The following is a 21,505-nucleotide window of genomic DNA, read 5'->3' as shown; positions in this document are numbered from 1 at the left end:
CGCACAGAGGATACGACCGGAGCGGTGCCGCGCGGGTCCTTTGTGCCGCACGACGAGCCCATTACCTCGCGCGTAATCGACGCCCCCCGCTTCGCCCGGCACGCTTGCGGTACCGGAACCCGGATGGCGCACTCCATCCGGGTACCGGCTTCCGACCAGCCCGTATGACCTCGATGGAGGCTGATTCGCCATGTCCGCAACTCTGCTCGCCGGCATCTCCCGCACCACCGAACCGCAGACGACGCTGCGCCGGTTCCTCGCGCTCGACGCCGTCGTCACCGGTGTCAACGGACTGGCGTACGCCGCGGTATCGGGACCGCTCGGACGGCTGCTCGGGGTCGACGACAGCGTCCTGCTCGGACTGGGCGTGTTTCTCGCTCTGTTCGGGGCCGGAGTCGGCTTTCTCGCGACCCGTCGCCGGCCGCCGCGGCTGCCCGTGAAGCTTGTCGTCGGCTCGAATCTGCTGTGGGCCGTCCTCAGCGTCGCCGCGCTGTCGCTCTGGCTGGAGCCGACCACGGCCGGCGCCGTCTGGATCCCGGTGCAGGCGCTGACCGTCGCCGGCTTCGCCGTCCTGCAGTGGTCCGCGCTGCGCGCCGCCACGATCGGCCCCGGGACGAATCCGCAGCGGCGTACGCGGCGTACGCCTCGATGACATCTCGCTGGGCGCGGCCCGCTCGCCGCCGCTGAAGGAAACGTGCGCCTCGCGGGTCTCGCGCACGCCAGCGTGCACTGAAGAGGCCGTACGAACGCCCCTACCATCGGTGGGAGTTGCTTCCACAGGGTCGGTCCGAGGGGCGATTGGAACGTTCGAACAGTGGATTGGAACGTTCAAACCCTTGACCGGCCTGCCCGTTGGAAGCCACCATTTCTCTGGCCGTCGACCGAGACGGCCGAAGCACCGGAACGCTGCCTGCGATGTCGCGCCAACGAAGGGTCGGTATGCCCGTGCTCCCCCGTTCGATTCACCGCACCATAGGCACTGCCATCGCCGCGCTGGGCGTCGCCGCGTCCTCTCTCGTGGCCGGCTCCGGCGCGGCTCAGGCTGCCGAGCCGGCCGAGCGCGCGGCCTCCTCCGCGACGGCGCCCTCGGCGGCTGCCGCCGAAGGCAACGCGATCGTCACCTTCACCAACAACGTGAGTGGCGGGTCGTACACCTGCGAGGTCACCACGCCCAACGGCATCGGACACCCGCCCACCCAGCCGCATCAGCTCTCCTGGCGGTCCGTTGTGGTGTGCGGCGTCGTCGTACGGATGTACGGCGTCAGCCACTCGTACGTATGGGGCAGCGACATCTCCTACTACCCGGGCAGCACGTACGACATCACCGGCACGATCGCCGAGACCGTCGGCAGGGTCAATGTGCCCCCGGGCGCGTGGGGTCTGAACAGCAACGTCATCATCTTCACCCCGGCCGGCTACACGGCCACCCCGGGCAACGGCTGCGCGGCCGTGGCCGCCGACCAGACCAAGTGCATCGCCACCGCCGGGCCGATCATGGTCAGCTGAGTACGCCGCGCAGCACGCTGCCTCGCCCGCCGAACGGACTGGTGCCGCCGAGGACGACGGCGCCGACGATGTCCAGCGGCAACGGGCTGCCGCCCATGCCCGCGCCCGCTCCGGCGAGTCCGGAGGCCGGATCGATGCCGCCGGTCACGGTTCACGTTGTCCGTGACCGGCCCGCGTGTGTCCGGCGAGGCTCCTCGGCACGCCTTGGAAGGGCCGCCACTTCTGGTTGTCGCCGTTCCCGCAGGACCAGAGCTGGACGTTCTGGCGGCCGGCCAGGTCGGCGTCCAGACAGAGGCGGGAGTCGGCTCCGCGGACCGTCCCGTCGGAGAAGAAGTACCACCGCTGGTTGGAGTTGCCTGTGCAGTCATGGCTGACGACAGGCGTGCCGTTGGTCTTGCCGAAGCCGAACGCGTCCAGGCATTTCGTCCCGTCGTAGACGCTGATCTGTCCGTTGGACTTCCGGGTCCACCGTTGGTTGCCGCCGCTCCCGCAGCCCGCGACCTGGAGCCGGACATCGTTGGCCTGGGACGCGCCGGGGACGTCGAGACACGCGTCGTAGCCGACGTTGCGCAGCCGGGTCGTGCTCGAACGGGAGGTGCCGAAGGCGTACAGGAGGCGGTTGACGGCCGTGGGGTTCGGCTCCCACAGCGGCAGATTCTGGGTGCCGCCGCCGAACGCGCTGAAGAGCCGGAGGATGTTCAGCGAGTCGTGGTCCGGACTCGTGGTCCGCCCGCCGATTCCGTGGCACCAGATCGCGCCCAGGCCGTAGTCGTGGATGACGTCGGTGATGGCGCGCAGGAACGCGACTTCCTTGGGGGTCGTGGCGCTGGGGGTGGCGTCGTAGTCGATGCCGTTGTCCGCGTCGGCGCCGAACTCCTCGATGACGGTGCGGTCGGTGCAATTGCCCATGAGGGTCTTGATGTCGTTGACCCAGTACGCGTAGGTCCGCGCCTCATAAGGAAAGGCGTAGCGGTGCATCGCGAGGTAGACCCCGTTGAAGCGGGAGTCGTCGCACAGCGGCCTCAGGTCGGATCCCCAGCCGCCTCCGTCGATCTGCGCGCCCTCGATGAACATCCGGTCCCTCGGGAGGCCGGCCGCACTCGCGCGGGTGATCCAATTGGCCGCGAAGTTCAGCCACTCGGCGGTGGTGAAGCCGACGGGCTCGTTCATCGGGTCGAAGTAGACCAGCGGGTTGGCCAGGTATCTGGCTATGACGGTGTCCCACATCCGGTTCCACGTGGGCAGGTAGCTGTCCGTGATCCTGTTGCTGCCGTCCTCCGACCAGTAGGACAGGACGACCTTGAAGCCTCTGGCGGTCGCGGCGTCGATGACGGCGTTGTACGTGTTCCAGCTCGCGGTGGCGGGATTCATCGGCAGCCGGACGGTGTTGGCGCCCAGGGTGCTCTGGAACGCGGCGAACATCCCGTCGGCCTTGGTCCTGGCGGAGTTGTAGTCGTCGTTCGGTGACAGCCCCTGCAGCACCAGCCGGTCGAAGGTGAAGTTGTCTCCGAGGCGGGACCAGTGCACGCCCTGGAACTGGCCGGGGGCGAGTCGGGTGTCGGCGGCGGCCGGTGACGCGTCGGACACCGTCTTGAGCGGCACCAGGACCAGCACGGCCAGTACGGCCAGCATCCAGGTGCCGACACGGCGGCCGAGGCGGGCGCGGGCAGGCGGGGGTGCGGTGGGGTGGGGGCGTGGCATGGCTTCCTCTCCGGCTTGGCGCGCGAGAATGGCCGGACGCGGCCCGACGTGGAGGGCAACGCGCCGTTAACAACGTGGACATGAACGTAGCGGCGCTTCCCGAGGGCGTCGATCGCGTATTTCGGAACGCGTCGATCCGTGTGGCGGATAGCCGGGACCGGTCCGGATCCACCGCCCGGTCGCGAAGCGGTCGCGTCCGGCCGCGGCCGGCTCACGTGGACGCCGGGCCCTCGCCGCCCGTGGTCATCCGGATTCCGGATGACGTCGTCCTGCTACTCGCGCTTCGCCGTACGGCGCCGCCCGTTCTGGGTTGGGCCGCATGGCGATGCCCCCTCAGTCTCCGCGTCCGTCGGATCCCGTATGACCGCGCCGACACCGACCGGGGCCGTTGTGCCGCTGGTCCCGCGCGACGGAGCGGACGACGTCGGACTCGTACGCGACGACGTCGCGCGTGGAACGCTGATCCGGGTCTCCGGCGGGACGGTCGCCGTGACCGACGACATCCCGGCGGGCCACAAGGCCGCCGTGCGGGCCGTCGCGGAGAGCGCGCCGGTGCACAAGTACGGAGAGGTGATCGGCGTGGCGCTGCGGGACATCCCGCCCGGCGCCCACGTACACCTGCACAACCTCGGCGTCGGGCCGCACAGCGTCGGTGTCGCGGCTCCTCCCGCCCGGCCGCCGGTGTGGACCCCGCCGGCCGCCCCGACGCGTGACCATTTCCTCGGCTACCGCCGCGCGGACGGCCGGGCGGCGACCCGCAACTACATCGCCGTGCTTCCGACCGTCAACTGTTCGTCGACGGTCGCCCGCATGATCGCGCACACCGCCGACGCCCGCGTCACCGCGCCGAGTCTGGACGGGGTCATCGCCCTCGCCCACGACCTGGGCTGCGGCATGGCCGAGGGCACCGCCGGTGACGACATCCTGCGCCGCACCCTGCGCGGCTACGCCGGGCACGCGAACGTCGCCGGGGTCCTGATGGTCAGCCGGGGCTGCGAGATCAACCAGCCAGGGAACATCTTCGGCGACGCCCTCGCCGTCGAGACGCTCGTCATCCAGGACCTGGGCGGGACGGCCGCCACCGTCAATGCCGCGCTGGACCGCGTCGAGGCGATGGCCGCGCGGACCGCGGGCGTCGAGCGGATGCCCATTCCGGTCGCGGAGCTGACGCTCGGCCTGCAGTGCGGCGGGAGCGACGCGTACTCGGGCCTGACCGCCAACCCGACTCTCGGGGTGGCGGCCGATCTCCTGGTCGCCGCCGGTGGCCGGGTCGTCCTCGGTGAGACCCCCGAGATCTACGGCGCCGAGCACCTGCTGCGCAGGCGGGCCGCCACACCACCCGTCGGCCGCCGTATCGACGAACTGATCGCCTGGTGGCAGGCGTACACGGCACGCAACGACGCGGAGCTGGACAACAACCCGTCCGTGGGCAACCGGGCCGACGGCATCACCACCATCTGGGAGAAGTCGCTGGGCGCGGTCCTCAAGGGCGGTACGAGCCCGCTCAACGACGTCGTCGCCTACGCGGAGCCGGTCACGGCACCAGGTCTCACCCTCATGGACACCCCCGGATACGACCCGGTCTCGGCGACCGGCATGGTCGCGGGCGGGGCGAACCTGCTGGCGTTCACGACCGGACGCGGGTCGGTCTTCGGATCGAGGCCCGCTCCCTGCCTCAAGATCAGCACCACGGCCGGGCTGTACGACCGGATGCGCGGTGACATCGATTTCGACGCCGGTTCTGCCATGTCGAGTGACGAGCAACTCCGCCAGGGGACACTGCTGTTCGAGGCCCTGATGGACATGGCGTCGGGGACGCCCAGCAAGTCCGAGGAGCTCGGATTCGGCACCGAGGAGATCGTGCCGTGGCGGATGGGAGCCGTAGTGTGACATCAGTGTTCTGGAACGGGCGGGCCACCCTCGGCGAGGGTCCGCTGTGGGACGCGCGCACCGACACCCTGTACTGGGTGGACATCGTCGCCGGGGTCGTTTTCGCCCAGGCCTCCGGCGCCGGCCGGCCGCGGCGGATCGAGACCGGCGCACAGGTCGGCTGCCTCGGTCTCACCGACGATCCGCGCGTCCTCGTGGCCGGTCTGCGCACCGGCTGGCATCTGCTCGACGCCGGCACGGGCGACCGTACCTTCCTCGCCGATCCCGAGGCGGACCGCCCGGCCTGCCGTTTCAACGACGGATCGGTCGACCCGGCGGGACGGTTCTGGACCGGTTCGCTGGAGGACGGTGAGACCCGTGCCGTGGGCCGGCTCCACCGGCTGGACGCCGGTGGCGTCCACACCGTGGTCGACGAGGGCTTCTACTGCCCCAACGGCATCGACTGGTCGCCGGACGGGCGCTGGATGTACTTCGTGGACTCCCGCGCCGACGTGATCTACCGGTACGCCTTCGACGTCGAGTCCGGGGCGGCCACGGACCGTCAGGTCTTCGTCGACACGTCGTCGCTCCCGGGCATCCCCGACGGGCTGCGGGTGGACGCGAACGGCGAGGTGTGGTGCGCCTTCTGGGACGGCGCCCACGTGAGCCGCTTCACCCCGCGCGGCGCCCTCGCCGAGCGGCTGCCGGTGCCCGTCCCGCGCCCGACGAGCGTCGTCTTCGGCGGGCCCGGCCTGCGCACCATGTACATCACCTCGGCGTCGATCGGGCTCACCGCGGCTCAGCTGGCCGACTGGCCCCTGTCGGGATCGGTGCTGCGGCGCACCGCCGACACCCCGGGCCGGCCGTCGGCCCGCTTCCACTCCGCACGAGAGGTGCCGGCATGAGATTCAGCGGGAAGATCGCCGTGGTCACCGGCGCCGCCTCGGGCATCGGGCGCGCCACCGCCGTGCGACTCGCGCGCGAGGGCCACCATGTCGCATTGCTGGACCTGGACGTCGCCGGCCTGGCCACGACGTGTGCGCGGATCCAGGAGGCCGGCGGGCAGGCGCACGCCTTCACCGTGGACCTGTGCGATCCGCTGGAGGCCGGCGCGGTGACCCGGGAGATCGCGGTGACGGCCGGCGCCCCGCAGGTGCTCGTCAACGTGGCCGGGACCGGCGTGGCCGTGACCGTGCTGGAGACGAGCGACGAGGACGGGAACCGCGTCCTGACGGTGAATCTCACCGGGCCCTTCTTCACCACGCGGGCGACGCTGCCGCTGATGCCCGACCGCCGCGGCGGAGTGATCGTCAACATCGCCTCGGTGGCGGGTCAGGTCGGCATGGCCCGCCGCGCGGCGTACTGCGCGTCCAGGGCCGGGCTGGTGGGACTCACCCGCGCGATCGCCGTGGACCACGCCCGCGAGGGAATTCGCCGCGTGGCCATCTGCCCCGGCACCGTGGAGACCGAGTGGATCGGGAAGATCCTGGCGAACGCGCCGGACCCGGTCGCCGCGCGCGAGGCGATGGCGGAGCGGCAGCCCGACGGCCGGATGGGCTCGCCGGAGGAGATCGCGGCCATGGTCGCCTTCGTCGCGGGCCCCGACGGCCGATTCGTCAACGGAGCCGCCCTCGTCCTGGACGGCGGGATGACGGCGGCGTGAGCGCGCGGGCCTCGGCGGACGCGCCGTAGCGGCGTCACCGCACGGGCCATTACGCTCGGGCAACGGATCCACAGGCCGCGGAACCGGTGCGAGTGGAGGGCCTCCACGTGCAAGAGCCCAGGACGGAACGCCTCGGGGGCACAGCGGATCCGGCGGGGACGACGTACGGGACGGACGACCTGCCTCCGCGCGATCCCCGGGATGCCATGTCGCTGCAGACCGCCTGGTTGCGCAGCTTTCTCGCGGTGGCCGACAAGGGCGGTTTCGGTGCGGCCACCCTCGTACTGCACCTGTCGCAGTCGCGGGTCAGCGCCCATATCGCCGCGCTCGAACACGCCCTCGGGGTGACGCTCTTCGACCGCAAGGCCCGCCCCATCCGCCTGACCGAGGCGGGCGGGCTGTTCCGTGGGCATGCCATGACGGCCCTGCTGGAGTTGCAGCGCGGCGTCGACGCGGCACGCGGCACACTCGACAGCTTCGTCGCGCGTGTGAGTATCGGGAGCTATCCGAGCGTCAGCTCGACCTATCTGCCGGCGGTGCTGCGGGAGCTGAAGTCGCAGTACCAGGGCATGACGGTCGACCTGTTCGAGGGCAACGCCTCGACACTGGAGGAGATGGCCGTCAACGGGACCGTCGACCTCGCGTTCCGGCCCCTGCTGCCGAAGATGCGCGAGACGACGCTCTGCCATCGCGCGATCTGGCGCGAGGACATCGTCGCCGTGATGCGCGAACACGACCCCCTCGCCGGGCAGTCGTCGGTCAGCGTCGAGGACATCCGGGAGCGGCCGCTCATCGGCAATCCGGCCGGCAGCGAGGAGGACGGCGGCGGGTTCGATCTGCGCCACACGCTCGGCGAGGCATCCGGGCGGGCCGACATCGTGTATCTGACCGACCAGCCGACCACCCTGGTCGCGTTGGTCCGCTCCGCGTTCGGCGTCGGTGTCATCAACCGCCTCGCACTGCGGACCACCAGCACCGAAGGGCTGGCCATCCGCACGATCGACTCCCCGACCGCCTTCCGGGAAGTCGCCCTGTTCTGGGCGCGACGGCGCGCGGACACCGTCGGCGTCAAAGCGTTCCTCGATGTTCAGGGACGAGCGCGGCTGCCGCCCGGCGTACAGGCGATCGCGAGCTGACCGGCGCTGTTCCACCGAACAGCGCCGGCCGCCGCCCTGCCGGCGAGCATCCGTACCAGCGGGGCTTCCGTGGTTACCAGGGATACCAGGCGCCGTTGTACCACTGCTCGTTGGCGCCGTCGTCGTGGTGATCCATGTTGAAGTCCTCCGGGTAGTTCTTGACGTGGTTGCCCGGATAGGTCCAGATGCCGGCGGACTCGTCGCAGACGTAGTCCCAGTGACAGATCGTCTTGACGGGCACGTTTCCGAAGGACCTGTCGGCACCGGCGAGCGGAGCGCCGACGATGCCCCCGAACGGTACGGATCCGCCGTTGGCACCGGGCGGGCCCTGGCGCTTGGGGTCCGCGATGAGAATGGCGTTGACGTTGTCGAACGTCGGCCAGTTCTCGGTGACCCAGATGTGCACCACCGCGGCGCCCAGGGAGTACCCGGCCATCTTGACGTGCTGTCCCGGGCACGCGGCGCGCTGGTCGCGGACCAGCCGGTTCAGCTCATTGACGCCCGCCCGTGCGCTCGCCCCGTTGGGAATCTGGGTGGGGTACCCGACGTGTTGCTGGATGTTGCCGTAGAAGCCGTCGTTGTTCCACGAGCTGCCCGTGCCCCCGACAACGATCGTGTAGGTGCCCTCGCACGGAGCCGCCGCCTGTGCTGTGGACCCCTGTGCCACTGAGAGCCCGGTGGTCAGCAGCAGACCGGCTGACGCGGCCGCGATCCTTCGTGTTCGCATTCGAATCTTCTCCCCATGTAGTCGGCCCGCCGCGTCCGCTCTCCGAGGCGGAACACCTCCGAGGCGGTACGCGGTCGGCCGAGGTCACCGGATGACCGTGGCAGTGGTCGATGACATTCCGATGAAACGCGCCGGGGCCCGACCGACGGGTCGCCCCAACGCCGCGCAAGCCGGGGCTCGTTGGGAGATCACCGAGTTCCCGCCGTTGGCCACGCTTGGTGGGTGCTCGCTCCACTTCCCGGCTCCCGGAACTATGGGCCGTCCATATGGCCCGGCCGGCCGACGGCGCTGACGATGTGCGCCATGGCAATGACGCACCCGACCGGGGGCGAGCCCATCGGAGGAGATCCATGCGTGTGAGAACAGGTGTCGCCGTGCCGGTCGCCATGCTGCTGGCTGTCACGGCGACCGGCGCCGCACCCGCACCCGCCGCCGTACCGCCCTCGGCGGCCGGTACGGCGGTGGGTGCGGCGCTGTCCCACTGCGGCGCACGTGAGCGTGTCTCCGTACCCGGCGCGCAATTCCAGACCACGGCCTGTCTGCCGGACATGACCACCGCCGCGCTCGCCGGCACGCGGTACACCGACTCCACCGACTGGTCCCCGCTCTTCGCCAAGGGCACCAAGAACCCCTCGGGCGTGCCCGGTGTCCAGATCGACGGCTACTTCCCCGACTCCTCGCGGCTGAACGCCACCCACGGCTGGAAGCACGACGCCCAGTTCGTGATCCGGCTGCCCGACCGCTGGAACGGCGGCCTGGTGGTGACCGGCGCGCCCGGCAATCGCAAGCAGTACTCGCTGGACCCGCTGATCTCCGACTGGGTGCTGGCCCAGGGCTATGCCTTCGCCTCCACCGACAAGGGGAACAGCGGCCCCGACTTCTACACGGACGGTACCCGGCCGGGCGATGCGGTCGCCGAATGGAACAGCCGCACAACGGAGTTGACCCGCGCCGCGCGCAAGGCCGTCCAGCGCGCGTACGGACATGCCCCGCGCCGTACGTACATGACCGGCACCTCCAACGGCGGCTATCTGACCCGCTGGCAGCTGGAGAACCATCCCGAGCTGTACGACGGCGGGGTGGACTGGGAGGGCGTGCTCTGGACGGAGGGCGGACCCAACCTGCTCACGTATCTGCCGACGACTGTCGCGTACGGGGCGGGCGGCGCGGGAGCCGACGACATGTACGCGGCCGGGTTCGCCCCGGGCAGCGAGTTCCTCTGGCCCTATCACCAGACCGCCTACTGGGGGCTGACACAGAAGGTCTACCGAGCCGAGTTCGACCCCACGTACGACCCCGACTGCCCCGGTACGTCGGCCGGTTCGACGACCGCGGAGATTCTCGCGCCGTGTGCCTCGGACGCTTCGTACGACTACGCGGCCCGGCCGCGCTCCGTCCACCGGGCCGTCGAGCGCGTGTCGCTGACCGGCAGAATCGGCAAACCCATGATCACGCTCCAGGGCTCACTGGACACGCTGCTGCCGATCGCCACCGACTCGGATGTCTACGCGCGCATGATCGACGACCAGCGCCGGGCCCGGCTGCACCGCTACTACACGATCGAGGGCGGCACCCATGTCGACGGGCTCCACGACACGTATCCGGACCGGCTGCGCCCGGTCCTGCCCTGCTACCGGAGCGCGTTCGAGGCGCTGACACAGTGGGTCGAGCGCGGCGCGGCCCCGCCGGCGAGCCGTACCGTCCCGAGGCCGGCCTCCGGCGATGTCGTGAACTCCTGTGCGCTGGGGACCACTTCATCCGGGGCGGCCGCCGCCGGATGACCCGACGAGAGAGCCGGGCCCGGTTCCCCGGGCGCGGTCCCGCATCTGCCCGAACAGCCGCCGGGTCGAGCACCACGTCTGGTGAAGGCCGATAATCCTGCCATGACCACTGCATCGTTCAACCCGCGTGCGCTGCTCGCGAAGAGCCGGCTCGGTGTTCTCGCGACCATCAAGAAGGACGGGCGTCCGCAGCTCTCTCCCGTCCTGCCCCTCTACGACGAGGAGGCGGGCGTCATCCAGGTGTCGACGCGTGCGGGCGCGGCCAAGATCGCGAACCTGCGCGGGGATCCGCGGGCCACGCTGGAGGTGACCAGTCCCGACGGCCGGTCCTGGGCCACCGCCGAGGGCGTCGCGACGCTCATCGGGCCGGCGACCGACCCGCACGGGCCCGAGGCCGATGCGCTGGTGGCCTACTACCGCGCCGCGGCCGGGGAGCACCCGGACTGGGACGAGTACCGGTCGGTGATGGTCTCCGACCGCAGGGTGCTCATCACGATGACCGTCGACTACGTGTACGGGGCCGACATCAGCTGACGGGACAGCAGAAGCGGGAGACGGTGTGCGACCGCCACCGGGGGCGGTCGCACAGCGGTCCATCGGCCGTGCTCACGCGTGCGGCTCCCGGATGATCTTCGTGGCCCGGCAGTGGTGCCGGCCGGCGCGGCAGCGCGCTCGGAAGGGCGGCCGATCTCGCGCCGCCGCGCCACGCACGGGCATACTCGGGCCCTGCGGGCGCATCGGCACCCGCGAGCAGCCGGGAGGTACGCGATGGTGATGTCGTCGGGGACGGAACCCCGGAAGGTCACGATCAATGACGTCGCCAGGTCCGTCGGGGTGTCACGGCAGACCGTGTCGCGGGCACTCAACGACAAGGACGAGATCGACGTCTCCACCAAACAGCGCGTGCTCGACGCCGCCCGCGAGCTCGGCTACCGGCCGAGCCGGTTCGCGCGCGGTCTGGTCCGGCAGGACACCATCACCATCGGGCTGGTGATCCCGGACCTGCTCAACCCGTTCTTCACCGAGGTCGCCGCGGCCGCTCTGGAGGCGGCCAGGGCCCGCGGCTGGCACGTGGTCGTATACGACACCGCGGACAGGGCCGAAGAGGAACTCGGCACGCTCCAGGTGATCGCCTCGCAGGTGGACGCGGTCGTCGGCTACTTCAGCTGCTCCGAGGACGAGCTGGAACTGTTCACCCGCGGCGTCCCGGTGGTGCTCATCGGCCGCGAGCACCACAGCGCGCGGTTCAGCTCGATCAGGATCGACGGCGAGGAGGGCGTCCACGCCGCGATCGCGCACCTGGTCGCCGCGGGCCACAAGCGCATCGGCATGCTCGACCACGACGGCCGCGCCGAGCCGAGCATCCGGCGCGAGTGGTTCACGAAGGCCGCCGCGGCGTACGGGATCGACGCGGGCAGGGTCGTCGGCGCGGACCAGTCGGCCGACGGTGGCGGCGCGGCGCTCACCACCCTGCTCGCCGCCCATCCCGATGTCACCGCGGTCCTCACCTTCAACGACATCATCGCGATCGGCGTCCTGCGCGAGGCGCGCCGGCTCGGCAGGAGCGTCCCGGGGGACCTCGCCGTGATCGGCTTCGACGGTCTGCAGCTCGGCGCCCTCGTCGAGCCCCCGCTCTCCAGCGTCGCCCTCGACACACGGAGGCTCGGCGCGCTCGCCATCGATCAGGCCGCACGGCTGCTGACCGGGGTGGACCCGCTCGCGGACGACGAGCTCGTCGTCCGGGCCGAGCTGCGGTTGGGCGGCTCCGCTTAACCTGCCGGACTCGTGCATGACCGAAAGTCTTGACATGAGATCGCACCGGAGCGCACACTTCCGAACAATTCAGAGCTCCCGTGAACGTTCACGGGAGCGCTCACGGAGACGGGCTCGCCAAGCCCCGACCGTTCCGACCAGTAAGGCATCTCGCCCGAGGTGTCAACGTCGACCCGTCCAGCGCCGTCGCTAGTCGTTCTCTGGTAAGGAAAGTATGAGCAACACCGTCACGCGCATCCGCCTCGCCGTCGTCGCCGCGGCAGCCGGCATCGCCGTACTCGCCGGGTGTTCGTCACCCGCTCCGTCGGGGGACGCGTCCGCGGCCTCCTGCGCGCCCGCCAAGGGCAAAGTCACCCTCCAGTACTGGAACACCGTGCCGGGCATGGAGCAGGTCGTCGCCCTGTGGAACAAGAAGAACCCGGACATCCAGGTTCAGACGAAGAACATCTCCAACGACCAGTACGGCACCCTCGGCAACGCCCTCAAGGCGGGCAAGGCGCCGGATCTCGCTCAGGTCGGTTACGACCAACTGCCCAGCCTGCGCACCCAGAACGCCTTCGAGGACGCCTCGGCCTGCTCGGCGGCCCCCGCGGCCAAGTCGAAGTTCGTGCCGTGGACCTGGTCGCAGACCAGCTTCGGGGACACCGGCGTGTTCGCCTTCCCGCAGGACACCGGCCCGATGGCCCTCTACGTACGAAGCGACATCTTCAAACAGCACGGCATCGAGATCCCGAAGACCTGGGACGAGTACGCGGCGGCCGCCGAGAAGCTGCGCACGGCGGACCCCAGCATCAGCATGACGTTCTTCGACCCGAAGAACGCCGAGTGGTTCAACGGGCTCCTCTGGCAGAACAACGCCAATATGTACACGTACTCCGGTGACAAGTGGCAGGTCACCGTCGCCTCCGAGCAGAGCAAGCAGGTCGCCGAGTACTGGCAGAAGCTGGTCGCCGCCAAGCTCGTGCGCACCGACCTCGCCAACGGCTCGACCCAGATGTACGCCGCCTACCAGAAGAACCAGATCGCCAGCTACGTCGGCGCCTCCTGGGGCTACAGCATGTTCCGCGACAACCTCCCCGACCAGGCCGGCAAGTGGTCGATCGTCCCGATGCCGACCTGGGGTTCGAGCACCGCGTCCGGCAACTGGGGCGGATCCACCGTCGCGTTCATGAAGGGCGGCAAGCACCTGTACGAGTCGGTCAAGTTCAACTCCTGGCTGAACACCGACCCGGAAGCCCTCGCGCTGGAGAACAAGCTCGGCGGCCTCTACCCGGCGGCCACCGCGGGTCTGCAGCTCCCCGCACTCTCGCAGGGCGTCCCGTACTACAACAACGAGAAGATCTTCGACGTCTTCGCCGACTCGTCCAAGAAGATCGACACCGGCTTCTCCTGGGGCCCCACCCAGAAGACGGTGAACCTGGCGCTCCAGGACGCGATGGCCAAGGCGACAGCCGGCAGCGGCACGCTCACCGACGCGCTCTCGGCCGCCCAGGCGGCCGCGCTGAAGTCGATGAAGGATCAGGCGATCCCGGCTACAGCGGGCAAGTGACCGGGGCATGACTGATATCGCGACTCGCGAGACCCGCGCGGTGGCGGCCACGGGGGGCCGCCGCCGTCAGGGCGCCGGCCCCCGGCGTCACAGCGTCGGCCCCCGCGCGGGCACCATCGCCGCGTTCCTGACCCCGTTCTTCCTTCCGTTCGTGCTGTTCTACCTGGTACCGGTCGGCTACGCGATCTGGCAGAGCTTCCTGGTCGTGCGCCGCACCGGCGGCCAGTTCGGCACGTCGTACACGACCTTCGGCGGCTTCGAGCAGTACGTGCAGGTGTTCCAGAACGCCGAGTTCAGGGCCAGCATCGGGCGCATCGCACTGTTCGGCATCGTGCAGGTGCCGGTCATGCTGTTCGTCGCGCTGATCATGGCGCTGCTGCTCGACACCCCCCTGCTGAGGCTCAAGTCGTTCTTCCGTATCGCGGCGTTCATGCCGTACGCCGTGCCCGGTGTCATCGCCGCGATCATGTGGTCGTACCTCTACTCGCCGCAGCTCAGCCCCATCGTCGACCTGCTGAAGAACATCGGCCTCCAGCCCGACTTCCTCGGCCCCGGTGCTGTGCTGTGGTCGGCGGCGAACGTCTCCACCTGGCTCTGGACCGGCTACAACATGCTGATCATGTACTCGGCGCTCCAGTCGATCCCCCAGGAGCTCTACGAAGCCGCCAAGCTCGACGGTGCGAGCAACTGGACGATCGCGTGGCAGATCAAGGTCCCGATCATCGCCCCGTCGATCATCCTCACCACGGTGTTCTCGATCATCGGCACGCTCCAGCTCTACGCCGAGCCGGCCGTGCTGCGCCAGATCTCCTCGAACATATCGAGCACGTACACACCGAACATGCTCGCGTATGCCGTGGCCTCCGGGAACAACTACCAGCAGGCAGCGGCGATTTCCGTGGTCATCGCCGTCATCACCTTCGTCTTGAGTTTCGGATTCATGCGACTGACTTCGAAGAAGGCCGGATTGTGAGCAACCAGACCCTGATCCGGGAGAGCCGCGTCAGCCGTACGGCCGCCATGTCCCTGATGTTCCTCCTGGTGATCTACTTCCTGCTGCCGATCTACTTTCTGATCGTCGCGGCGACGAAGCCGCAAGGAGACCTCGCCTCCACCAACGGGCTGGCGTTCTCGGACTTCAACCTGTTCAGCAATCTGGGTACCCTGTTCGGCCGCAGCGACGGCATCTTCGGGCGATGGGCCCTGAACAGCGTCATCTACGCGGTGCTCGGCGCGGCCGTCGGCACACTGATCTCCGCGCTGTGCGGCTACGCGCTCGCCAAGTTCAGGTTCCGGGGCCGTGAGTTCCTGTTCTCCGTCGTTCTCGGCGGTGTGCTCGTGCCCACCACCGCGCTCGCGCTTCCGCTGTTCCTCCTGTTCTCGGCGACCGGGATCGTCAACACCTACCTCGCGGTGTTCCTGCCCAGCATCGTCAGCCCGTTCGGTGTCTACCTCGCCCGTATCTTCGCCGCCGCGGCCGTCCCCGAGGAGATCCTCGAATCGGCGCGCATCGACGGCGCGGGCGAGTTCCGTACGTTCTTCTCGGTGGCGTTCAAGCTGATGGGGCCGTCGCTGGTGACCATCTTCCTGTTCCAGTTCGTCGCCATCTGGAACAACTTCTTCCTGCCGATGGTGATGCTGCAGAAGGAGTCTCTCTTCCCGATCACACTCGGTCTCTACGAGTGGAACGGCCAGACCGCCCGTGCCCCGCTCCTCCAGGAATCCGTGATCACCGGCTCGTTGGTGTCGATCGTGCCCGTGATCATCGTCTTCATCCTCCTCCAGCGGTTCTGGCGCACCGGGCTCGCCTCCGGCTCCCTCAAGTAGCGCCGTAGCGCCGTAGCGCCGTAGCCCCGTAGCGACGCTCTCCCCGCTCACCCATGCCCCCGCCAACAGAAAGCCTCTCCCGCTATGCGAAACTCCGCCGTCTTCGTGCCCCATTTCCACTGGGACCGGGAATGGTATGAGCCTTTCCAGGTTTTCCGGCACCGGCTGGTCGCCGCGCTGGACACGGTGCTGGAGACGGCCGAGGCGAATCCGGACTTCCGGTTCACCGTCGACGGGCAGATGGCCGCGATCGAGGACTACCTGGAGATGCGGCCGGAGAACCGCGACCGAGTCGCGGCCCTGGTCGCCGGCGGTCAGCTCGCCATCGGGCCCTGGCTCATCCTGCTCGACGAGTTCCTCTGCTCCGGCGAGACCATCGTCCGCAATCTGCAGATGGGATGGGCGGCCGCGGCGGAACTCGGCGGCTCGATGCCCATCGGCTATCTGCCGGACATGTTCGGCCATGTCGCGCAGATGCCGCAGATCCTGGCGCGCGCCGGAATCGAGCACGCGGCGCTGTGGCGCGGCGTGCCCGGCTCTGTCGACGGTCACGCCTTCCGCTGGCGCGCTCCCGACGGCTCCGAGGTGCGTACGGAGTTCCTCTTCGACGGCTATGACAACGGTCTCGACGTCCTGCTGGTGCCCGACCAGATCGGGCGCGCGCTCGGCGAGTACGCGGAGATGACGGCCGACCGGTGGGGTGACGACCCCGTGCTCGCGATGGCCGGCACCGACCACAACGCGCCCGACCCGCGGCTCGCCTCCTGGCTGCGGCGCGCGTCCGGCGACGAGCGCGCCATCACCATCGCGACGCTCGACGAGTACATCCGCGGGCACGCGCGCGACGAGGTCTCCGCCGTCGTCACCGGCGAACTGCGCAGCCATGTGCGCGGCAACATCCTCCCGGGCGTGCTCTCCGTGCGGCTCGGGCTCAAGCAGCGGATGGCCGTCGCCGAGCGCACCATCGACCACGCCGAGCGGCTGAACGCGCTGTGGACCCGGCGCGACGACTCGCCGTTCCTCTCGCTGGCATGGCACAAGATCATCGAGTCGACCGCGCACGACTCGGTCGTCGGCTCCGGTACCGACGAGACCTCCGATCAGGTCGAAGCACGTCTCGCCGAAGCCGCGCAGACCGCGCGGGCGGTGCGGGACGCGGCCCTCGCAGTGCCCGCCGACCGGATGCCGAGTGACGCCTATCTGGTCGCCAACCCGCTGCCGTTCCCGCGCACGGCGCTGGTCGAGGTGGACGTCGCGGCCCCGCCCGCCGGAAGCGTCCTGGTCGCGACCGCGGCCGACGGCTCGGCGCATCCCGTGCAGCTGGTTTCCGAGGCCCCGACCGTGCTCAGCGACGAGCGCATGGACGCCTCGCAGCTCGAACGTGTGCTGCGCCGCATCCACCGCCGCGAGCTCTTCGGCCGTCTCATCGACCACTATGAACTCACCCCGGGATCGCTCGTCTTCCATCTCGCCGAGGTGCCGTCCAGCGGACCGTTCGACCTGCTGATCCTGCGCCGGGAGGTCGCCGCCGCGGCCGCCGCGCAGCCGGGTGAATGGCGGGTGCTGACGCTGGAGGAGGCTCGCGCGACCGCGCTCGTGCCCGTACACGTACCCGCCTCGGGACTCGCGGGATTCCGCGTCGAACCGGGCGACCCGACCCCCGCGCGGCCGACGACGTCCGCACCCGCGTCCGCGACGGACCGCACGCTCTCGAACGGACTGGTCGGGGTCGCGATCGCCGCCGACGGCACCCTCGACGTGACCGGGTCCGACGGCACCGTGCTGCGCGGGGCCGGCCGCCTCGTCGACGGCGGCGACCGCGGCGACAGCTACAACTACGCCCCGCCGGCCCAGGACGTGCTCGTGTCCGAGCCCACCGAGGTCACCGTCGAACTCCTGGAGGACGGCCCGCTGCGCGCGAGGACACGTGTCACGCGCGTGTACGAGTGGCCCGCCGCGCTCTCCTCCGACGAGCGCGACCTGCGCGACAGCCGGACCGTGCCGACCCCGGTGGAGACACTCGTGGAGGTGCGGGCGGGCGAGCCGTTCGTACGGGTCTCCACATCGTTCCTGAACCAGTCGGCCGACCACCGGCTGCGCTTCCACGTACCCCTGCCCGAGCCGGTGACCGTGTCCGCGTCCGCCGGGCAGTTCGCCGTCACCGAACGCGGGCTCACCGCCGAGGGCGGCTGGGGCGAATATCCGCTCCCGACCTTCCCCGCGAGTTCGTTCGTGTCGGCCGGCGCCGCCAACGTACTCGTCGACCACGCGACCGAGTACGAACTCGTCGGCGACGGCTCCGATATCGCCCTCACGCTGCTGCGCGCGATCGGCTCCATCAGCGTCAACATCCATCCGCTCCGCGACGAGCCCGCCGCGAGCGAGATCCCCGCACCCGGCGCGCAGGATCTCGGCATGCGCGTCGAGAACCGCTTCGCCGTCGTCCCCTCGTCGGCCGGCTGGCAGGGCGCGAACGCGATCGCTCTCGCCGAGGACTTCCGCAACGACGTGCTGGTCGCCCGCGGGACCGCGCCCGCCGGAGGCCCACTGCCGCCCGACGCGGCCGGCCTGCGCGTGGAGGGCGCGGACATCCTCGTATCGAGCATCCGCCGGGTCGAGGGCGAGCACGGTTCCGGCACCGAGGTGCGGTTGGCGGCGATGAGCGACACGGACTCGGCCGCCCGCGTGACCGGCGCGTTCACCGAAGCCACCACGGTCGACCTGCTCGGCCGGCCGCTCTCCGCGACACCGGTCACGGACGGACTGGAACTCGCCCTCGGCCCATGGGAGATCAGAACAGTCGTGGTCCGGTAGGCAACCGCTCGCGCCCGGCGTTCGGACCCCTTTCGTCATCAAGAGAGAGTTGTGACCTCGTGCACTCCCCGCTTCCCGCGTACGTATCGGACACCACACCAGGGCGTGGCGCGCTGCGCTCGGCGCGCTCGTGGCTGCACTCCGACGCCCCCACTCGTTCGCTGAACGGGCACTGGCGTTTCCGTCTGTCGCCCACGGCGGCGCTGGCAGCGGATTTCGCGGCAGAAGGCTTCGACGACAGCCGCTGGGGCAGCATCCCGGTGCCCTCCCACTGGGTGCTCCAGGACGACGGGGCCCACGGCCGGCCGATCTATACGAACGTGCAGTTCCCGTTCCCGATCGACCCGCCCCACGTCCCGGACGAGAACCCCACCGGCGACTACCGCCGCCACTTCGAGGTGCCCGCCGACTGGTCGGAGGCCGAGCGTGTCGTGCTGCGGTTCGACGGTGTCGAGTCCCTCTTCAAAGTCTGGGTGAACGGCGACGAGATCGGCGTCGCCGCCGGCAGCCGGCTCGCCCACGAATTCGATGTGACCTCGTCGGTGCGCCCGGGTGGCAACGTCGTCGCCGTACGCGTGCACCAGTGGTCGGCGGGCAGCTATCTCGAAGACCAGGACCAGTGGTGGCTGCCGGGAATCTTCCGCGACGTCACCCTGATCGCGCGGCCCGCCGGAGGCATCGAGGACGTCTGGCTGCGCACCGGGTTCGAGCAGGGGCGCGGACGGATCGAGCCGGAGATCACCGCCGACGCGGCCGCGTTCCCGGTCACCCTTCGCCTCCCCGAACTCGGCGTCGAGCAGGTCTGGGCGACGGCGGCCGACGTGGCCCCGCTCGATGTCGAGGGCGTGGAGCCCTGGTCGGCCGAGCGGCCACGCCTGTACGACGCCACCGTGTCGACGGCCGCGGAGAGCGTCGTCCTGCGGGTGGGATTCCGCACGGTCGAGATTGCCGGTGACCAGTTCCTGGTCAACGGCCGCCGCGTCGTCTTCCACGGGATGAACCGCCACGAGACCCACCCCGAGCGCGGACGCGTCTTCGACGAGGAGCACGCCCGCGAAGACCTGGCCCGGATGAAGCGGTTCAACGTGAACGCGATCCGCACCAGCCACTACCCGCCGCATCCACGGCTGCTCGATCTCGCCGACGAACTCGGATTCTGGGTCGTCCTCGAATGCGATCTGGAGACGCACGGCTTCGACCACCTCGACTGGACCGGCAATCCGAGCGACGACCCGGCGTGGCGTGCCGCGTTTCTCGACCGCGTCGAGCGCACCGTCGAACGGGACAAGAACCATCCCAGCATCGTGATCTGGTCGCTCGGCAACGAAGCGGGGACCGGCAGCAACCTCGCCGCGATGTCGGCGTGGGTCCATGCCCGTGACACCGGACGCCCCGTGCACTACGAGGGCGACCACGCCGGCGAGTACACCGACATCTACTCCCGGATGTACGCGTCGGTGACCGAGACCGAGCAGATCGGCACCGACGGCTCACGCGCGCCGCTGCTGAACTGCACGCCCGCGCAGGGCGCCCGGCAGCGCACCAAGCCGTTCCTGCTCTGCGAGTACGCCCACGCGATGGGCAACGGGCCGGGAGCGCTCGACCAGTACGAGGCGCTCGTGCACGAGCACCCCCGGCTGCACGGCGGCTTCGTCTGGGAATGGCGCGACCACGGCATCCTGACGACGGCCCCGGACGGCACGCCCTACTACGCGTACGGCGGCGACTTCGGAGAGGCCGTGCACGACGGCAACTTCGTGATGGACGGCATGCTGCTGAGCGACGACGTCCCGACCCCGAGCCTCCACGAGTTCAAGGCGGTCGCGCAGCCGGTCCGCTTCGCCTTCGACGGCGACGAGCTCGCGCTGACCAGTCTGCGGCACTCAGCCGACACGTCCGACCTGCGCTTCCGCTGGCGCGTCGAGCACGACGGGAGGCCCGTGGACGAGGGGGACATGGAGGTTCCCGTCATCGCGGCGGGCGGGTCGGCGCGTGTGCCGCTGCCCCGGATCCCGGTGGCGCGAGACGCGGAAACCTGGCTCACCGTGGACGCCGTACTGGCGGCGGGGACCGCTTGGGCGGGCGCCGGGCATGTGATCGCGACCGCGCAACTGGACCGCACGACGCGCCGTCCCACGACCGCTGTCCGGCCCGAAACCGGCTGGCGGCCGAGCGACGGCACACTGACGCTCGGAATCGCCGAGTTCACCGAGGGGGCCCTCGTACGTCTCGCCGGCCGCGCCGTGGCCGGCCCGCGCCTGGAACTGTTCCGTGCCCCGACCGACAACGACGAAGGCGCGTCGGAGGACGTCGGGGAGAGTGACGCCGGAGTCGCCGGGGTGTCCAACGCCGAACTGTGGCGTCGCGACGGTCTCGACCGGCTGATCACGCGTCGTCTGTCCGTGGAGCGGACCGCGACGGCCCTGCGCACTCTCACCAGAGTCGCCGCGGCGAACTCCGCCTCGTCCGTGCTCATGGAGACGGTCTGGTCGCTCGTGGGCGACGCACTCGAACTGCGCGTGGAGACAGAGCCGTCGAGCGGATGGCTGACGGTGTGGCCGCGGATCGGGATCCATTTCGAGCTGCCCGACGGCGAGGCTCCCGTGGACGGCGCCGAGTGGTTCGGGCTCGGCCCGTTCGAGTCCTATCCCGACAGTCTCCGCGCCGCACGCACCGGCCGGTTCTCCTCGACCGTCCGCGAGCTCTCCGTGGACTACGCGCGCCCGCAGGAGACGGGGCACCGCTCACGGCTGCGGGAGCTGGCGCTGACGAGCGCCGGCACCGAAGTGCTGCACATCACGACACTTCCGGACACCCGTGGCCGGCGCCCCGGCTTCACACTCAGCCGCCACACCCCACAGCAGATCGCACGGGCCCGACACCCCTTCGAACTCCCCGAGTCGACGACGAGTCACCTGATCATCGACGCGGCCCAGCACGGGCTCGGCTCACGGGCCTGCGGACCGGACGTATGGCCTGAATTCGCGCTTCGCCCCGAATCCCGCACCGTCAGGCTCCGCATCACAGCAGGGTGATTCCGGGCCGGGCACTGGCCGCATGCTCGATAGGATTCCGTCCAGGTCCCACGCGGATCAAGGGACAACGAGCGCCAGTGCAAGCGGATTTCCGGCCGGTCACGCCGACGCGACAGCGGCCGGA

Annotated in this window: 17 protein-coding genes; 14 read left to right on the top strand and 3 right to left on the bottom strand. The window is 70.1% G+C overall.

Annotated elements, in window-relative coordinates; all coding sequences use genetic code 11:
- Positions 1 to 190 precede the first annotated feature (190 nt).
- Positions 191 to 652 carry a hypothetical protein gene (locus ACZ7LS_RS17565; protein ID WP_385132661.1) on the top strand — a complete coding sequence of 154 codons (462 nt, stop codon included), beginning with the start codon at positions 191 to 193 and terminating at the stop codon, positions 650 to 652.
- Between the two features lie 263 nt (positions 653 to 915).
- Positions 916 to 1,506 (top strand): hypothetical protein, encoded by a 591-nt coding sequence (locus ACZ7LS_RS17560; RefSeq protein ID WP_382969018.1) that lies wholly within the window; start codon positions 916 to 918, stop codon positions 1,504 to 1,506.
- Here ACZ7LS_RS17560 and ACZ7LS_RS17555 read toward each other — a convergent pair.
- Positions 1,499 to 1,654: a hypothetical protein gene (locus ACZ7LS_RS17555; protein WP_382665222.1), complete on the bottom strand. Its 156-nt coding sequence runs from the start codon at positions 1,652 to 1,654 to the stop codon at positions 1,499 to 1,501. The genes ACZ7LS_RS17560 and ACZ7LS_RS17555 overlap by 8 nt on opposite strands.
- Positions 1,651 to 3,207 carry a ricin-type beta-trefoil lectin domain protein gene (locus ACZ7LS_RS17550; protein WP_382875624.1) on the bottom strand — a complete coding sequence of 519 codons (1,557 nt, stop codon included), beginning with the start codon at positions 3,205 to 3,207 and terminating at the stop codon, positions 1,651 to 1,653. The genes ACZ7LS_RS17555 and ACZ7LS_RS17550 overlap by 4 nt, the downstream gene beginning before the upstream one ends.
- Before the next feature lie 360 nt (positions 3,208 to 3,567).
- Here ACZ7LS_RS17550 and ACZ7LS_RS17545 point away from each other — a divergent pair, with 360 nt between their 5' ends.
- The 4 genes from ACZ7LS_RS17545 (at position 3,568) to ACZ7LS_RS17530 (ending at position 7,875) form a co-directional block, all read left to right on the top strand.
- The gene (locus ACZ7LS_RS17545) at positions 3,568 to 5,097 is read left to right on the top strand and encodes a UxaA family hydrolase (protein WP_385132656.1); all 1,530 of its coding nucleotides are present in this window, start codon (positions 3,568 to 3,570) and stop codon (positions 5,095 to 5,097) included.
- Positions 5,094 to 5,981, top strand: coding sequence for an SMP-30/gluconolactonase/LRE family protein (locus ACZ7LS_RS17540; protein ID WP_385132653.1), 888 nt, complete (start codon positions 5,094 to 5,096; stop codon positions 5,979 to 5,981). Before ACZ7LS_RS17545 ends, ACZ7LS_RS17540 begins: the two co-directional genes overlap by 4 nt.
- Complete coding sequence (locus ACZ7LS_RS17535) at positions 5,978 to 6,739, top strand: SDR family NAD(P)-dependent oxidoreductase (protein ID WP_385132651.1); 762 nt, start codon at positions 5,978 to 5,980, stop codon at positions 6,737 to 6,739. Before ACZ7LS_RS17540 ends, ACZ7LS_RS17535 begins: the two co-directional genes overlap by 4 nt.
- 206 nt (positions 6,740 to 6,945) lie before the next feature.
- Positions 6,946 to 7,875, top strand: a complete 930-nt coding sequence (locus ACZ7LS_RS17530; RefSeq protein WP_385132648.1) for a LysR family transcriptional regulator — start codon at positions 6,946 to 6,948, stop codon at positions 7,873 to 7,875.
- Between the two features lie 73 nt (positions 7,876 to 7,948).
- On the opposite strand, the gene ACZ7LS_RS17525 is transcribed toward ACZ7LS_RS17530, so the two are convergent.
- Positions 7,949 to 8,602: a cutinase family protein gene (locus ACZ7LS_RS17525; protein WP_382515904.1), complete on the bottom strand. Its 654-nt coding sequence runs from the start codon at positions 8,600 to 8,602 to the stop codon at positions 7,949 to 7,951.
- A 350-nt stretch (positions 8,603 to 8,952) separates the two neighbouring features.
- Here ACZ7LS_RS17525 and ACZ7LS_RS17520 point away from each other — a divergent pair, with 350 nt between their 5' ends.
- From ACZ7LS_RS17520 to ACZ7LS_RS17485, 8 genes are all read left to right on the top strand, one after another.
- Entirely contained in the window at positions 8,953 to 10,383 is a 1,431-nt protein-coding gene (locus ACZ7LS_RS17520) for a tannase/feruloyl esterase family alpha/beta hydrolase (RefSeq protein WP_385132645.1), read from the top strand.
- Between the two features lie 102 nt (positions 10,384 to 10,485).
- Positions 10,486 to 10,917, top strand: a complete 432-nt coding sequence (locus ACZ7LS_RS17515; RefSeq protein WP_385132642.1) for a PPOX class F420-dependent oxidoreductase — start codon at positions 10,486 to 10,488, stop codon at positions 10,915 to 10,917.
- Between the two features lie 234 nt (positions 10,918 to 11,151).
- Complete coding sequence (locus ACZ7LS_RS17510) at positions 11,152 to 12,156, top strand: LacI family DNA-binding transcriptional regulator (protein ID WP_382515913.1); 1,005 nt, start codon at positions 11,152 to 11,154, stop codon at positions 12,154 to 12,156.
- Between the two features lie 214 nt (positions 12,157 to 12,370).
- The gene (locus ACZ7LS_RS17505; RefSeq protein WP_382515915.1) at positions 12,371 to 13,705 is read left to right on the top strand and encodes an ABC transporter substrate-binding protein; all 1,335 of its coding nucleotides are present in this window, start codon (positions 12,371 to 12,373) and stop codon (positions 13,703 to 13,705) included.
- Positions 13,706 to 13,712: 7 nt separating this feature from the next.
- Positions 13,713 to 14,678 (top strand): carbohydrate ABC transporter permease, encoded by a 966-nt coding sequence (locus ACZ7LS_RS17500; protein WP_382515918.1) that lies wholly within the window; start codon positions 13,713 to 13,715, stop codon positions 14,676 to 14,678.
- Positions 14,679 to 14,725: 47 nt separating this feature from the next.
- Positions 14,726 to 15,532 carry a carbohydrate ABC transporter permease gene (locus ACZ7LS_RS17495; RefSeq protein ID WP_382665276.1) on the top strand — a complete coding sequence of 269 codons (807 nt, stop codon included), beginning with the start codon at positions 14,726 to 14,728 and terminating at the stop codon, positions 15,530 to 15,532.
- 84 nt (positions 15,533 to 15,616) lie between these two features.
- On the top strand, positions 15,617 to 18,346 hold the full coding sequence (locus ACZ7LS_RS17490) for a glycoside hydrolase family 38 N-terminal domain-containing protein (protein WP_385132638.1): 2,730 nt from the start codon (positions 15,617 to 15,619) through the stop codon (positions 18,344 to 18,346).
- A gap of 59 nt (positions 18,347 to 18,405) precedes the next feature.
- Positions 18,406 to 21,381, top strand: a complete 2,976-nt coding sequence (locus tag ACZ7LS_RS17485; protein WP_382515923.1) for a glycoside hydrolase family 2 TIM barrel-domain containing protein — start codon at positions 18,406 to 18,408, stop codon at positions 21,379 to 21,381.
- Positions 21,382 to 21,505: the final 124 nt, after the last annotated feature.

The organism is Streptomyces sp. NPDC039430 (assembly GCF_055639435.1).
The sequence above is the reverse complement of the archived record's forward strand: the minus strand, read 5'-3'. Positions and strand labels throughout refer to the sequence as shown.